This window comes from Bifidobacterium sp. VU/mBH4 (B4), from assembly GCF_058199535.1.
Genome location: NZ_JBVPQJ010000001.1, coordinates 596,138 through 611,729 on the forward strand (window position 1 = coordinate 596,138; position 15,592 = coordinate 611,729).

At 57.5% G+C, this 15,592-nt stretch carries 12 protein-coding genes; 11 read left to right on the forward strand and 1 reads right to left on the reverse strand.

The annotated features are described in order from the left end of the window. Positions 1-57: 57 nt before the first annotated feature. Together AC0AII_RS02590 and AC0AII_RS02595 are read left to right on the forward strand one after the other, a co-directional pair. The gene (locus AC0AII_RS02590) at positions 58-1,062 is read left to right on the forward strand and encodes a DUF3027 domain-containing protein (protein WP_490445976.1); all 1,005 of its coding nucleotides are present in this window, start codon (positions 58-60) and stop codon (positions 1,060-1,062) included. Between the two features lie 102 nt (positions 1,063-1,164). Further along, positions 1,165-3,807 (forward strand): ATP-dependent Clp protease ATP-binding subunit, encoded by a 2,643-nt coding sequence (locus AC0AII_RS02595; RefSeq protein WP_490445977.1) that lies wholly within the window; start codon positions 1,165-1,167, stop codon positions 3,805-3,807. Positions 3,808-3,990: 183 nt separating this feature from the next. Here AC0AII_RS02595 and iolD read toward each other — a convergent pair whose 3' ends face one another. Continuing rightward, the gene (gene iolD / locus AC0AII_RS02600) at positions 3,991-5,865 is read right to left on the reverse strand and encodes a 3D-(3,5/4)-trihydroxycyclohexane-1,2-dione acylhydrolase (decyclizing) (protein ID WP_490445978.1); all 1,875 of its coding nucleotides are present in this window, start codon (positions 5,863-5,865) and stop codon (positions 3,991-3,993) included. Between the two features lie 256 nt (positions 5,866-6,121). Between iolD and AC0AII_RS02605 the strand changes: the two genes are divergently transcribed. From AC0AII_RS02605 to AC0AII_RS02645, 9 genes are all read left to right on the forward strand, one after another. Continuing rightward, positions 6,122-7,582 (forward strand): NAD-dependent succinate-semialdehyde dehydrogenase, encoded by a 1,461-nt coding sequence (locus tag AC0AII_RS02605; protein ID WP_490445979.1) that lies wholly within the window; start codon positions 6,122-6,124, stop codon positions 7,580-7,582. Positions 7,583-7,743: 161 nt separating this feature from the next. Next, the gene (locus AC0AII_RS02610; protein ID WP_490445980.1) at positions 7,744-8,577 is read left to right on the forward strand and encodes an IclR family transcriptional regulator; all 834 of its coding nucleotides are present in this window, start codon (positions 7,744-7,746) and stop codon (positions 8,575-8,577) included. Beyond that, a complete protein-coding gene (locus AC0AII_RS02615; RefSeq protein ID WP_490445981.1) occupies positions 8,558-9,358 on the forward strand; it encodes an IclR family transcriptional regulator in 801 nt (266 codons plus the stop codon). Before AC0AII_RS02610 ends, AC0AII_RS02615 begins: the two co-directional genes overlap by 20 nt. 251 nt (positions 9,359-9,609) lie before the next feature. Beyond that, on the forward strand, positions 9,610-11,037 hold the full coding sequence (locus tag AC0AII_RS02620) for a sugar porter family MFS transporter (RefSeq protein ID WP_490445982.1): 1,428 nt from the start codon (positions 9,610-9,612) through the stop codon (positions 11,035-11,037). A 68-nt stretch (positions 11,038-11,105) separates the two neighbouring features. After that, the gene (locus tag AC0AII_RS02625; RefSeq protein ID WP_490445983.1) at positions 11,106-11,891 is read left to right on the forward strand and encodes a TIM barrel protein; all 786 of its coding nucleotides are present in this window, start codon (positions 11,106-11,108) and stop codon (positions 11,889-11,891) included. 96 nt (positions 11,892-11,987) lie between these two features. Next, entirely contained in the window at positions 11,988-12,530 is a 543-nt protein-coding gene (locus tag AC0AII_RS02630) for a heme-degrading domain-containing protein (protein ID WP_463428562.1), read from the forward strand. Positions 12,531-12,598: 68 nt separating this feature from the next. Beyond that, positions 12,599-13,486, forward strand: coding sequence for a 5-deoxy-glucuronate isomerase (iolB, locus tag AC0AII_RS02635; protein ID WP_490445984.1), 888 nt, complete (start codon positions 12,599-12,601; stop codon positions 13,484-13,486). A gap of 118 nt (positions 13,487-13,604) precedes the next feature. Further along, positions 13,605-14,657 carry a 3-isopropylmalate dehydrogenase gene (locus AC0AII_RS02640; RefSeq protein ID WP_198230084.1) on the forward strand — a complete coding sequence of 351 codons (1,053 nt, stop codon included), beginning with the start codon at positions 13,605-13,607 and terminating at the stop codon, positions 14,655-14,657. A gap of 27 nt (positions 14,658-14,684) precedes the next feature. Further along, complete coding sequence (locus tag AC0AII_RS02645; protein WP_463428565.1) at positions 14,685-15,554, forward strand: sugar phosphate isomerase/epimerase family protein; 870 nt, start codon at positions 14,685-14,687, stop codon at positions 15,552-15,554. The last annotated feature ends 38 nt before the right edge of the window (positions 15,555-15,592 follow it).

The following is a 15,592-nucleotide window of genomic DNA, read 5'->3' on the forward strand; positions in this document are numbered from 1 at the left end:
GAAAAATCCGACGTGGATCGGTCTGATCCGGTCCCACTGATGATGAAGGTGTGATAGATGGTTCAAGAGGACCTGGATCCTGAGGAACTGGCTAGGCGAGTGGCTCTGAGCGTGGCCGCCGACAGCGATGAGGTCGGTGGGCTGGTCGGCCGCACCCTGATTGGGGACGGAGTCTGGGACTACCGGTTCGCCTCGGCCATCAAGGGCTATGAGGGCTGGCAGTGGTCAGTCACCCTCTACCGCGATGAGGATGCCGATACCTGGACTGTGGATGAATCGTCTTTGGTGCCTACTGATGCGGCCCTGCAGCCACCCGCTTGGGTTCCTTGGAAGGATCGCCTGCTGCCCTCGGATCTGAGCGTGACCGATGCCATGGGAACCGAGCCCGACGACCCCAGGCTGACAGCCGGATACAAGCCAGCGCAAGCTAGCCATCAGAATTCTCAAGTACAGCAGAACCCCGAAGATGATGAAGAAGGTCAGCAAGAATCGAGTTCCCCTGCTGTTGATGGGGCCGATCAGGAGACTGACGGCGTGGTCTTCCGCCTGGCAGACCGCCCAAGTGGAGAAAAAGACGTTCACGAGCAGGAATCGAATGATCAGATTCCCCTCGGCGCGCAGACCTCTTCCGATGACCTGGATGAGGCCGTCGACCGCTTCGCTCTGAGCCGCCGGCACGTGATGACCGCCGAGGCCAGGACGGCCACCGCCAAGCGCTGGTACGAGGGGCAGCACGGCCCCAAGTCCCTGTCGACCCGCACAGCCAAGGGCAAGGCCTGCGAGACCTGCGGCTTCATGATTCCCTTGGCAGGTGATCTGGGGACCATGTTTGGCGTCTGCGCCAATCGTTGGAGCCCGGACGACGGACGCGTGGTCTCCTTGGATCATGGCTGCGGCGAGCATTCCGAGATCGAACCCCAGGAGGAGTCCCATCTTTGGGTTCAGTCCCAGCCGGCCTATGACGATCTCCATATCGACGTGGTCAGGCAGAAGCCCCGCGAGGAGCGCCCTGAGGTGGAACTCATGGAGCAGATGCAGTCAGAAGACGGCTCACAGGACTGATTCCAAGGCCTCGTTGCGTTCAGAGCGCAATCACCGGCGGGCCGAGAATAAACGTCACCGTAAATCTGTAGAGTGAATTACGGATCAAAGGGAAGGACAAGTATGTTCGAACGGTTTACCGACCGTGCGCGGCGGGTGATTGTGCTGGCGCAGGAAGAGGCCCGCACCCTGCAGCACAATTATATCGGCACCGAGCACCTCCTCCTGGGCCTGATCAGGGAAGGTGACGGTGTTGCCGCCAAGGCCCTGGCCTCCAAGGGCGTGGAACTGGATGCCACCCGCAAACAGGTTGAGGAGATGATCGGTAAGGGCAATGCGGTCCCCAATGGGCATATCCCATTCACACCGCACGCCCGTCAGGTCCTGGAGCTGTCGCTGCGCGAGGCGCTTCAGCTGGGCCACTCTTACATTGGCACTGAGCACATTCTGCTAGGGCTCATCCGTGAGGGTGAGGGCGTCGGCACCCAGGTGCTGATCAAGATGGGTGTGGACCTGGGCGATCTGCGGACCGCCACTATTGACATGATTCGCGGCAATCACGAGGGCGGCGATGCTAGCAAGGGCGATCTGGCCAATGCCGGCGGCGTTTCCAACAAGGGCGGACAGACCGGTTCGGCCATCCTGGATCAGTTTGGCAGGAACCTGACCCAGGAGGCCGCTGAAGGCAAGCTGGATCCGGTCATCGGCCGGGCCAATGAAATCGAGCGGGTCATGGTCGTCCTGTCCAGGAGGACCAAGAACAACCCCGTGCTGATCGGCGAACCTGGCGTAGGCAAGACTGCCGTGGTCGAGGGCCTGGCGCAGAAGATTCATGAGGGCGATGTGCCCGAGACCCTCAAGGGCAAGCAGGTCTACTCGCTGGATCTGGGCTCCATGGTGGCCGGTTCACGCTACCGGGGCGACTTCGAGGAGCGCCTGAAGAAGGTGCTCAAGGAGATCAAGACCCGCGGCGACATCATCCTCTTCATCGACGAGATTCACACCATCGTCGGCGCGGGTTCGGCTGACGGGGCCCTGGGCGCCTCTGACATGCTCAAGCCCCTGCTGGCCCGCGGCGAGCTGCAGACCATCGGTGCCACCACCACCGACGAGTACCGCAAGTACATCGAGAAGGATGCGGCCCTGGAGCGGCGCTTCCAGCCCATTCAGGTCTCCGAGCCCACCATCGCCCAGACCATCGAGATCCTCAAGGGTCTGCGTGGCCGTTATGAGCATCACCACCATGTCACTATCACTGACAAGGCCCTGCAGTCGGCGGCTGAGCTTTCTGCACGCTACATCCAGGACAGGAACCTGCCTGACAAGGCTATCGACCTGATCGATGAGGCCGGCGCACGCCTGCGCATCAAGCGGCTGACCGCCCCGCCGGAGCTCAAGGAGCTGGATGCCAAGGTGGATCGCATCTCCGCCCAAAAGGATCAGGCCATCAAGGACCAGGACTTCGAGAAGGCCGCTCAGCTGCGCGACAGCCAGGAGAAGCTGGAGGCCGAGCGCAAGGAAAAGGAGCAGGCCTGGCACGAGGGTGAGTCCGACGTCAAGATGGTTGTCGACGAGGATGTAATCGCCGAAGTGGTCTCTTCGACCACCGGCATCCCGGTCTTCAAGCTGACTCAGGCCGAGTCCAAGAAGCTCTTGGGCATGGAGAAGGAGCTGCACAAGCGGATCATCGGCCAGGACGAGGCTGTCTCCGCCCTGTCCCGTTCCATCCGCCGCACCCGTGTGGGTCTCAAGGATCCCAAGCGTCCCGCAGGTTCCTTCATCTTCGCCGGCCCCACCGGCGTGGGCAAGACCGAGCTGGCCAAGGCTCTGGCCCAGTTCCTCTTTGACGATGAGGATGCCCTGATCCGGGTGGATATGTCCGAGTTCTCGGAGAAGTACTCCACCTCCCGTCTCTTCGGCGCCCCTCCGGGGTACGTCGGATATGAAGAGGGCGGCGAGCTGACTGAGAAGGTCAGGCGCAAGCCGTTCTCCGTGGTCCTCTTCGACGAGATCGAGAAGGCTCATCCGGACATCTTCAACACCCTTCTGCAGGTGCTGGACGACGGCCACCTGACTGATGGGCAGGGTCGCATGGTGGACTTCAAGAACACCATCATCATCCTGACCACCAACCTGGGAACCCGCGACATCGCCAAGGCGGCCAATACCGGCTTCAATGTGAGCGGCAACACCGAAACCTCCTATCAGCGGATGAAGGACCAGGTGACCAGTGAGCTCAAGCAGCAGTTCAGGCCCGAGTTCCTGAACCGTCTGGATGACATCATCGTCTTCCAGCAGCTGACCGAGCCCCAGGTCCGTCAGATCGTCGATCTGGACATCGCTCAGCTCAACGATCGTCTCTTTGAGCGCCACATGTCCCTGGATCTGACCGACAAGGCCAAGGATCTGCTGGCCGAGAAGGGCTTCGACCCGCTCCTGGGTGCCCGGCCTCTGCGCCGCGTCATCCAGCGGGACATCGAGGATGCGGTCTCCGAGAAGATCCTCATGGGCGACCTTACGGACAACGAGTCCGTCCAGGTTGATGCCGAAGGCGAGGGCATCCTGGGCGAGTTCACCTTCACCGGCAAGCCCTTTGAGGGACCCCGGCATGCGGCCAGCTCGGCTGATGGGCAGGACCAGAAGTCTGAACTGGTCGGAGCGCAGGTGTCTGCTGCCCCGGATGCCGACCTTTCCGAGGATGCCTCCCAGGTAGAGCGGGCAGAGCATCCCCTGGGCGATGAGCCATCAGAAGGTTCAGCTGAGTAAGCAGATCTGAATCGTCTCTGGAGATGTTCAGCGGCGAATCAAGGTTCAAACCACAGTGATGGGGTGGGAACACGGCTTGTGTTCCCACCCCATCACTGTTATTGTCGGGCTCTCCCGGTTCAATCCTGACACCCTGCAGGCCCTGCTTTTGCAGCAGGGCCTGGTCAGGGATGAGAGAGAAGTTTACAGGTAGAGCCTCTGCTCCTTGGTGCGTACCTCCTCATAAGTCTGGTGGGCCTGCTTGCTGGAATCTATATGGGCCACCTGGGGTGTCGCTACATCCCACCAGGCCTGGGAGGAGTCGTCGCGGACAACAGGGTCTACAGTCACGTAGATGGCGGCTATGGTCTCGCCGTCGACGGCCTTCTTGACCGCATCTTTGAGTTCCTCAGCATTGGTGGGGCTATAGGTGGGTACACCATACCCCTCCAGTATCTTAGGAAAATCGATGGGCAGGTAGTGGTCCTTGTCCTCCAGTCCCTGCTCATTCTTCATGTAGAAGCGGGTTTCGAATCCCTGTGATCCCACCTGATGGGAGAGAGTGTTGATGGAACCGAATCCATGATTGTCGACCAGGATGATGATGATTTTTTCATGTTCCTGGATGGCAGTGAGCACATCCTGGTGGTACATGAGAAAGGAGGCGTCCCCGATGAAGGTGAAGATCTCCCGATCCGGTGCCGCCATACGCATTCCCAGGCCAGCTGGTATTTCGTAGCCCATGCAGGAGTACCCGTATTCGACGGAATAGCCTAGGGGGGATCCTGGTCGCCAGAGCTTCTGCAGGTCACTGGGCATGGATCCGGCGGCGTTGACCACCACATCCTGAGGCTTGGCGAAACTGTTGACAATGCCGATCACCTCCTTTTGACCGAGCTTGTCGTCTCCGGGAATATGCTGCGTCTGCCGAACAACTTCCGCTCTTGCTTCATCTGCAGCCTCTTCTGCCTGTCTGCGGTAGTCAGCAGGTACTTGCCAGTCTTTCAAGGCCCGTCCCAGTTCACGAATTGCCTCCCTGGCATCCCCGACAACCGCGATGGCTGCTTCCTTGTTGGCATCAAAAGAGGCTACGTTGATATTGACAAAGCGTACCGAGGGATCCTGGAACATGGTATTCGAGGCTGAAGTAAAGTCGGTGTACCTGGTTCCGATGCCGATGATCAGGTCGGCCTGGCGTGCTAGCTGATTGGCGTATTTGAGTCCGATGGAGCCGAGAGGTCCGACATTCAAGGGATGTTCATAGGCTACGGCGCCCTTGGCTGCCTGAGTGCTGCCCACTGGGATGCCGGTGCGCTCAATGAAGTCGGTCAGTTCCTGGCTGGCTGAAGAGTAGACTGTACCGCCGCCGACAATAATGAAGGGACGTTTACTGGCCCGTATGGCTTCGGCGGCTGCAGCCAAAGCGTCCGCATCCGCACGGGTCCGGCTGATCCTCCAAGTGCGTTCCTTGAAGAGGGAAGTGGGGAAGTCGTAGGCTTCGGCCTGAACATCCTGGGGCAGGCAGAGGGTTACCGCCCCTGTCTTGGCCGGGTCTGTCAGCGTTTCCATGGCTGCCAAGAGCGCGGCCGGTAGCTGTTCAGGGCGGTTGATCCTGTCCCAGTAGCGACTGACGGGGCGCAGGGCATCGTTGCCGGAGATGTCATAGGAGCGTTCATCTTCAATCTGTTGCAGGACTGAACCGGCACGACGGGTGGAGAAAATATCGCTGGGCAGCAGGAGGACGGGAAGATGGTTGACAGTTGCCGTGCCAGCAGCTGTCACCAGGTTGGCGGCTCCTGGGCCGATGGAGGTGGTCACAGCCATGGCTCCCATACGGTTTTTCAGGCGTGCGTAGCCGACGGCTATGTGGCCCATGCCTTGTTCGTTGCGTCCCTGTATGAAGCGGATTCGTTCTTTCTCCTCTAAAAAGGCCTGCCCAACGCCGCCGACATTGCCATGCCCCATGATGCCCAGTGCTCCTCCAAAGAAGGTGTTGGTCTGTCCGTCGCGGGTGACCTGCTGGGCCTCTAAGAACCGTACAATGGCCTGTCCGACCGTCAATCGTATCGTTGATACCATTTCGATGTATCCCTCGCTTTCATGTATACATACCTTCGAGTAGCCACTGGCTCATGCCTACAGGCGTCCTTGCCCTGCCTGCCTTCTGCCTGGGACCGGACTGGGTCATGGCTGTCAAACTCAATGCTACTTACAGCATATGCAAAAAATATCATTAAATGGACAAAATGTCTAAAATTTAGTATGTTGAAGGTGTTTATCCGTGCAGAAGAATGTGTTTGCTGCAGAGAAGCGGCGAAAGGGAGGAATAGACGGTATGTGGAAATACAAGGTCGAGTCAGTGCTTCCCCAGTCGGGAAAGAGTCTGTTTATCGATGGGCAGTGGAGGGCTGCCGACAGTGGCAAGGTATTTGCTGTAGAAAACCCTGCCGATGGCTCTATGCTCTACCAGGCATCAGACGGGGACAAGCAGGAGGCGCTGGCTGCCCTGGACAGTGCTGACCGGGCCCAAGAGTCCTGGGGTCAGTCAACGCCGGAAGAGCGGAGGAACATTCTGCAAACGGCCTATGAGGCCCTGATGGACAACAAGGAGATTTTTGCAGAGCTGATGACCCGGGAAATGGGCAAGAGTTTCAAGCAAGCGCTGGGGGAGGTGGACTACGGTGGCGGTTTCCTCAAGTGGTTCTCAGAGGAGGCCATGCGTGAATATGGCAGGACTTTCCACCTGCCGGACGGCCGTAAGGGTCTGGTCACCCACGATCCGGTGGGCCCCTGCTATCTGATCACCCCCTGGAACTTCCCGCTGGCCATGGGAACCAGGAAGATTGGCCCAGCCCTGGCTGCCGGCGATACTGTGGTGGTCAAGCCTGCCGAGCTGACCCCCCTTACCACGTTGGCGCTGGTGGAGATTCTTCGGCAGGCAGGAGTGCCTCAGGGTGTGGTCAATGTCATCACCACCTCTCACTCATCGCATATCTCAGATGCCCTCTTTGCAGACCAGCGGTTGCGTAAAGTGAGCTTTACGGGTTCCACCCCTGTGGGTGTCAAGCTGATGAAGCAGGCGGCCGACAATGTGCTGCGCACTTCCATGGAGTTGGGTGGCAACGCACCGTTTGTAGTCTTCGACGATGCCGACATTGACGCGGCTGTCGACGGGGTCATGCTGGCCAAATTCCGCAACTATGGGGAGGCCTGCACTTCAGCCAACAGGATTCTGGTCCAGGATGGGGTTGCCGATCAGTTTGTGGCCAAGGTGAAGGAGCGCATTGAGGCCCTGGTCGTGGGGGACGGCATGGATGAGGCAACCGATATTGGCCCCCTGATCGATGTCAAGGCCGTAGAGCGCATCAGCGGCCTGGTTGATGAGGCAGTCAGCCAAGGTGCGGAGCTTGTCGTCGGCGGTCACAGGGATGAGCATGGAGAACGCTACTTCCAGCCGACGCTCCTGGACCGGGTTCCCCGCCAGGCTCGGGTATACGCCGAGGAAATCTTTGGGCCTGTTTTGGCTGTGAGCCGTTTTGGCAGTGACGAGGAAGGCATTCAGGCTGCTAACGACACGCCTTACGGGCTGGCGGCATATGCCTATACCAGTTCGATCAAGCGTAGTGAACTTATGCAGCGTCGTAGTGAGTCTGGTGTCCTGGCCATCAATTCCGGTGTGCTCTCCGATGCAACGGTTCCCTTTGGCGGGGTCAAGCAATCGGGAGTCGGCAGAGAGGGAGGAGCCGAAGGCATCTTTGAATATATGACCACTAAGTACACCCTGCTGGTGCCCTGATACTCTAAGGCTTTCAGCTTGCAAACCCGGAGGATCGGGGGCAGGTTGGCAGGGTTTGGTGCCAATCGGGAGTGGGTTCCGTTGTGAGGAGGATAGCCTGCTGACACCATATAATGTGCACTAGGCATGAATGGTTTACCTAGGACAAGAAGGAGGGTGTCATGAGGCAGGGTACCGAATCTGATTCGGGGCACAGCGTTGGCACCCTGACCAAGGCCAAGGCAGTGCTTGACGCTTTGGAACGGCTTGGTCCCTCCAGCATCCATGAGATCAGCGCCTATGTGCACGAACCTGCCAGCTCCACCTACCGCCTGCTGTCCAATCTCGTGACCCTGGGCTGGGTGGATCATGGTCTGCATCGCGGCGAATACCGATTGGGCATCGCCTGTGTGCGCATTGGCGGCCGTATTGAGGCAAGGCTGGATGTGCAAAGCATCGCCAGGCATGTCTTTAAGCGGCAGGAGGGCTCAAACGGCAGCTGGAGCCTTTTCGTTCGTCACTATGTGCGCTCGGTCTGTGTGCAGATGACCTTCCTGGGGCAGAGTCGATTGCGCTCGCCTCAGATTGGCTACTCGTTGCCGATCAGCCTGGGTGCCCCTTCAGACGTGCTCATGGCCTTTTTGGATCAAGCACGCTTTGAGCGCCTGATTGAGCACTATCGCTACAACGCTGACCTGGGTGGGCTGCTGTCCACCTTCCGGGAACGCTCGGTGCAGATGGCTGAAAAGGTCGTCCAACGAGGATATGCCTACGATGTTGATAAGACAGTGCCGGGGGCGCTCACCCTGGCTGCCCCCATCTTCGATCACTCTGGTCAGATAAGGGCAGCGGCCTGTTATAGTGGGCTGTCTCGATCCAGCAAGGCTCTGGTTGAGTCAGGTGCCGATTTGTGCGAGGTCACCCGCCTGCTCCAGGCTGCCAGGCAGATATCACAGGGATTAGGCTACGTGGTTGATGGCGAAGAGGGAAGATCCGATGGTAAGAAAGAGCAGTAAGGCCAGCAATCGGGAGCCGACCGGAGCCCTTTCCAAGGCTGGAAAGATCATCGATGTCCTGGCTGACAACAACGGCATCGGGCCTGCGGAAGTGGCGGCTGCCTCTGGCATCCCCCGTTCTTCCGCCTATAGGATTCTGGATGGACTGGTTCAAGTCGGTCTGGTCAAGGCCAACCAGGATGATACCTATTCCCTGAGTTTGAGCTGGCTCAATCTCTCTGATGTGGCGCGCAGTTCCTTGACTGAATGGCCCAATGCCAATGAACTCTTGGCTGAGGTGACAACTCTTACTGGGCAGACGACTTTCCTGACCGCCATCAGTGGTTTCGAAACCGTCTGTGTGGAATGCGCACAGGGGCCCAGCATTGATGCGCTGATCCTGCGGCCGGGTGGTACCTTGCCCTTCTTCGCCGGTGCCGCAGGCCGGGTTTGTCTAGCCTACTCCGATGAGCAGATCCAGTATGACTACCTGAAACAGGCGCCCTTTGCGGGCTATAACGAGAACTCACTGGTCACCGCTAGCGCCCTGCGTACGGATATCAAGCAGATTCAGGAGAGAGGATTTGCCATTTCCAACGAGGACATCACCATCGGTGTGGCCTCGATTGGTGTCCCTATCTTTTCCCAACAGGATGGCATGGTGGTCGGAGCCTTGTCGACTGGAGGATTCGTGGACGCGATGATGCCGCGCTGCGAAGAACTGGCAGGACAGCTCACGGCCTATGTAGACCGTCTGGGATCAGGTCAGCTTTCGGGAACCTCATCCCATTTTCATGTCTGATGTCCAGTCCTGACGGGGCAGCGGAACAAGAAGGTCCGCTCGGGCTGCTGACCGTCAATTGCAGGGAAAAAATCACTTTCAGTCAGCTCATTATTCAGGTAATATTCCCGATTTATGGATAGTTTTCTGAAAAAACATCAGTTATCTGCCTTTTTGATTTTCTTTTTTGTATTTTATTTCGTATACTGAACATGTTGACCGTAATTTGATAACGGTGTCAAATTTGGTGTTAATGGGAAGCAGGAATAAACATGGGAACATTTCAAGAGGCCTCCCAAGACATGGATGTCGAAGCCTTGGCCCGCAACCGCAAACGTTATGTCACCATGATGGTCGTGGTGGGAATTTTCGGCGGGGGACTGTATGGCTATACGCTAACCTTCCTGTCTGGGGCGCTCGTAACAATGAATTTTGGCGGGTCGAATAATCAGCTCAGCGCTTGGAATCAGAGCATCATCACTGCGGTCATGCTCCTAGGTTGTGCTGTTGGTTCCTTCTGTGGCGGCAACTTGGCAGACCGCTTGGGGCGCAAGCGACTGATCCTTTATGGGGCTCTTCTCGCTCTGGTCGGGGCGCTAATGTGTGCTCTGGCGACCAACATCGCCTTCTTTGCCTTCTCCCGGATGATCGTAGGCTTTGCAGTGGGGACGACCTCCTGTGTGATCCCTATATATCTTGGTGAGATGGCGCCATCCGCGCAGCGTGGCCGACTGGTTTCGGTCAATTCGGTCATGATCAATATTTCCCAGCTGCTCGCCTCGCTGGTCAACGCTGTCCTGGCAGTCAAGGCAGACTGGCATGCCATGGTTTGGGCGGCTGTGGTTCCAGCGGTCCTGCTGGTCATAACGGCCATTTTTGTCCATGAAACACCAAGCTTCCTTGCCAGGCATGGCATGGAAACCGAGGCAGTCAAGCTCCTGCTGGAAACTCGTCCAAAGTCCGAGGCGGAGGAGACTTTCACCTCCTTCCAGGCAGCGGAAAAGAATGAGACGAAGGGGACCAAGGAGAATTTCTCTACCCCCTGGCTGCGTAGGGTCTTGATCGCAGGAGTTGGTGCAGCCCTGATAAACCAGCTGGTCGGATCCAACGCCATCAACTTCTTCGCTCCTACCATGTTCTCTTCCACATTGGGCATCGACCCTGATAACTCGATTATCGCCATGGTTCCGGTCATGATTGTTTCGTCTGTTGCTGCCGTCATCGGTGGCCTCGGCTTTATCGACAAGATAAACCGCCGCACTGCTCTGATGGTCGGCCTGGGCGGGGTCTCTGTCTTCCTGGCCCTGGTGGGGGTCTGCTATCTCTTTATCGACCCCAACCATCCCTCCACCAGCATGTCCTGGCTCCTCATCGGTCTGGTCATGTTTGATCTCGCCTTCGCCCAGGGCATGGTCTCGCCGGTGACCTGGCTGCTCATTGCTGAGGTATTCCCGGCAAAGGTCCGCGGCAAGGGCGTGGGGTATGCCAATGTGGCCATGAATGCAGCAAACTTTATCATCTCCCTCCTCTTCCTTCCCCTGCTCAACGCGGTCGGGGGAGCGGTCACCTTCTTCATTTTCGCACTCATCAATGTAGGAGCCGTCTTCTTTACCAAGGCCTTCATCCCAGAGACCAGGGGGAAGAGCCTGGAGCAGATTGAACAGGAGGCGAGGGCCCGCACTGCAAAAGCGGAAGCCTGAACAGGAATTCTGAATGAACGGGACTGCCTGCCGGCAGGTGGGCGGTCATAAGGAAAGGAAATAGTACGATGGCACACAATCAATTGACGATTTGCGCTGAAATGGTCTATCTGGATCTTCCTATCGAGGAGAGAATCAAGCGGATTGACCAGATGGGCTTCGGAGTGGATATCTGGACCCACTACAGTCATGATCTGAACAAGCTGAAGGCTACCGGGGTGCCCATCAACTGTGCTCAGGGCTACGTGCATGGCAACCTTGCCTATCCTGATGACAGCGAAGAGATGCTGCGGACCGCCAAAGAGATCCTGCCGGAATTGAAGGATCTTGGCATCGACAAGCTTGTAATCCACGGTGCTGAGTTGGTCGATGGCAAGGCAGCCAAGTGGATTGACCGGGTCACTCCCGATATGTGGCTCAACGCCTATGACACCCTGTCGAGGTTCGCCGAGCTGGGCCAGGAGAATCAGGTGACCTACCTGCTGGAAAATCTCAACTCGAGGGTTGACCATCCGCATGTCCCCTTCTGCCATAGCTATGAAACGCTGACCCTGGTCAAGCGTGTCGACAGCCCCAACCTCAAACTGATGCTGGACCTCTACCATGCCCAGGAGGATGATGGCCATCTCATCGAGACCGTCAAGGAGGCCAACACCTATATCGGTGAGCTCCAGGCGGCCGATGTCCCTGGCCGGTGCGAGCCGGGCACCGGGGAGGTGCGCTGGGAACAGGTGGCGGCAGCCGTCAATGAGACTGATTTCACTGGCCCAATCGGGATGGAGGGGTATGCATCGGGCGACAGCGATAAGGCCCTCCAAGCCTTTGGGCAGGCCTTCGCCCAGTGCAAGGATTGAGGCCTCATAAGCTGTAGGCCTGGCATTGAGCAATGCAAATTTTCATAATTCCGATAAGGATTGGAAGACAACCTAGATGAATACAAAGGAGTAAAAATGAAGCAGATTTCAGTTGATGCTGTAGTGAAACGGTATAACGAGTACAAGGCGGTATTCGACGCCAACGAAGGCAAGCTTGCTGAGCGTAAACAATTTATCGAGTCTCAGGAAAAGGAACTGCGGTTCAGCGACTTTAGCGTTGATGATGCCTGGGAGGTAGGTAGCGCCATCTACTCCGTAGCCCACCGCCTGCAGTTGCCGGTTGCCATCGATATACGCCTGGGCAGGCAACGGGCTTTTCACGCGGCCATTCCAGGGGCTGCAGAAGACAACGACGCCTGGGCTGAGCGCAAGGGCAATGTGGTGCTTGCTTACGGCCATGCCTCACTCTATGTGGGCACTGACTTCCAGCAGAAGGAGGAGGACTTCGACCTGACCTCCCGGAGGAATACTCACGACTTTGCGGCGCATGGCGGAGCTTTCCCGCTTCTTTTGCCCAGTGGTCTGGTGTTTGGGGTTACAGCCGTCTCAGGGCTGCCCTCGATCTATGACCATTCTCTGGTCACGGCTACCTTGAAAGAGTTTGTCTCAGCCCAATAGGACCAGGCAAGCCAGGCGGGAGTCAAGCACACAGCCGATATAGGCGGAAAGACAATGGAGGAATGAATATGACACGATGGGTATACCCCAAGGGGAGTGCGTCGCAAGGGGACTGGGAAGTTTCTCTGGGCGCCCAGGATAGCCAGGCGGTACCGGGCTGGCAATATGCGGGTCTGCAGGTTGCTAGGCTGAACCAGGGGGAGCAGGTGAGTCTGCCTGCCGGAGCCTGGGAACGTATGGTGGTGCCCTTGAGCGGTTCCTATGATGTGACCTCTCCCAGGGGTACCTATCACCTTCGTGGTCGTCATGACGTGTTTAGCACCCCCACAGATACGGTCTATATCGGCTGTGACAGCCCCTTGGCCATTCGAGCAGTCCAGGCTGGCCGGGTGGCGGTTGCCACGGCGCCCGCCACAACCCATTTCCCGGACCAGCTTGTTCCAGCGCAGGATGTTGACGTCGCCCTGCGCGGCAATGGGCCTATCTCCCGCGAGGCCAGGAACTTTGGAATGATGGATAATATCCAGGCCGAACGCCTTCTGGTCTGTGAAGTCATCACCCCAAGCGGGTCCTGGTCCTCCTACCCGGTGCATAAGCATGATCAGGCCGGTCCGGATGAGACTGCTTTGGAGGAAATATACTACTTCGACATGCAGCCCCTGCCGGGGGCTCCAGAGGGGGTGAGGCCCTTTGGCTATCAGGGTGCGTCTGCCTCGGACGACAGGCCACTTGATATTCTCACTCAGATACAGCCGGGTGACACGGTCTTGATACCGTACGGCTGGCACGGCCCTTCCATTGCAGCCCCTGGCTTCGACCTCTACTATCTCAATGTCATGGCGGGAGGTGGAGAGCGTGACTGGAAGGTCACCATTGACCCCGGGCAGAACTGGATCTACCAAGCCGTAGAAGCAGTCCCTCTTGACCCCCGTCTCCCAATGGAGGGACAAAAGTAAATTCTGAGAATATAGATCTGATATTCGGAATACTATCGTAGAATTATTAGGAATTCTCACAGTTTACTCATAAATATTGATTATGTACATTAGAAAATGATAATGATAGGTTAAGCATATGGCAGACAGTGACGTAGGGAAGATAATCAATATAGCGGTTATCCCGGGAGATGGCATCGGCAGGGAGGTTACTCCGCAGACCCAGGCGGTCATGGGCAAAGCCGTCGGCGACCAGGTAAGGCTGAACTACGTGGACTATGACCTGGGGGCTGAGCGATATCTGCGTGACGGCACCCTGCTCAATGATGAGGATCTGGAATCCATCGGGCAGCAGGATGCCATCCTCCTAGGGGCTGTGGGCGACCCTCGAGTCCGTTCGGGGATTCTGGAGCGAGGTCTCTTGCTCAAACTCAGGTTCAGCTTTGACCAGGCTGTCAATCTAAGACCGACCAAACTTTATCCAGGTGTAAGCTCGCCGCTGAAGAATCCAGGACAGATCGACTTCGCCGTGGTCAGGGAAGGGACTGAAGGCCTTTACTCGGGAATGGGAGGGTACGTTCGTCGGGGCACTGACCAGGCCATTGCTACCGAGACCTCCCTCAACACGGCTTTCGGCGTCGAGCGGGCGGTACGTTATGCCTTTGATTTAGCGCGTAAGCGTGGGGGCAAGCGCAATGTGACCATGGTCAACAAGACCAATGTCCTGCCCCATGCCGGTGCCCTCTGGCTCGACATCATGGATAAGGTGGCGCAGGATTACCCCGATGTGACTTGGGACTATCTGCATGCGGACGCCTGCACAATCTTTCTGGTGACGGATCCTTCGCGATTTGATGTCATTGTCACCGACAATCTTTTCGGCGACGTGCTCACCGATGAGGCGGGGGCCGTGGTCGGCGGTATCGGATACTCCGCCTCAGCCAATATCAACGTCACTGACGAGCATCCCTCAATGTTCGAGCCCATTCACGGTTCTGCGCCAGACATCGCCGGCAAGGGGATCGCCAACCCGACAGCCTCGATCCTGTCTGGAGCCATGCTGCTGGAGCACTTCGGGTATGACCAGGCTGCTGAACGCATCCAGCGGGCCGTGGAAGAAGACGTTGCTGCCAATGCAAGCAGGTCAAGGTCCACGCAAGAAGTTGCTCAGGATATTATCGCCCGCCTGTAAGCGGGCAAAAGGAAGAAGCTGATACTTATGAAGATTGCACTTGACCCCACCCCCTTCTATTACGACTGCAAACTGCTGGAACTGCCGCAGGCTGTGGCTGATGCAGGCTACCGGTACATGCAGTTGGCCCCGCATGATGACTTCCTGCCCTTCTACACCCACCCCAAGGCTGATGACGAACTGGTCCACGATCTGGCAAAGGCCTGCAAGAACGCCGGCGTCGAACTGGTCTCCCTCTTACCCGTCTACCGAACCTCATGGCCGGATGAACGTGAAAGGCAGTGGGCAGTGCGCAACTGGAAGCGGGCAATCGAGATTGCGGCCATCTTGGGCATCCATACCATCAACAGCGAGTTCAGCGGCATCCCCGAGCGCTATGAGGAGTCGGAGGCCGGCTTCTACTCGACCATGGAGGAGATCCTGCCCTTGCTTGAGCGGGAGGGGATTGTGATCAACTTTGACCCTCATCCATATGACTTTGTGGAAAATGGCATGGATGCGCATCGTGTACTGCGCGGGCTCAACTCAGACCTTGTCGGTTCCGTCTACGTGTCCTCGCACACCTTCCACTACGGGAACGCAGTGCACGAGATCACCAAGGCGGAATCTACCAGGCTGCGTTCGGTCTATATTTCCGATGCCTATGATCACAACCGTTCACACGGCCTGCGCTACATTTCCAATCCTCCAGGGACCAACGCACGGGTCCACCAGCATCTGAAGGTGGGGGACGGGGATGTGAATTTCCAGGACCTCTTCCAGGCACTGAAGACCAATGGTTTCCTGGACAGGGAGGATTCCCTGATAGTCTCCAACGTCTTCGCCGAGGATGAGACCGCCCATGATACTTCCGTCTACCAACGTCAGACTATCGAACAATTAATCAAGGAAGCGTAGGTTTCCAGGACTTCAATGGAAACCTCACGGTTGCAGGA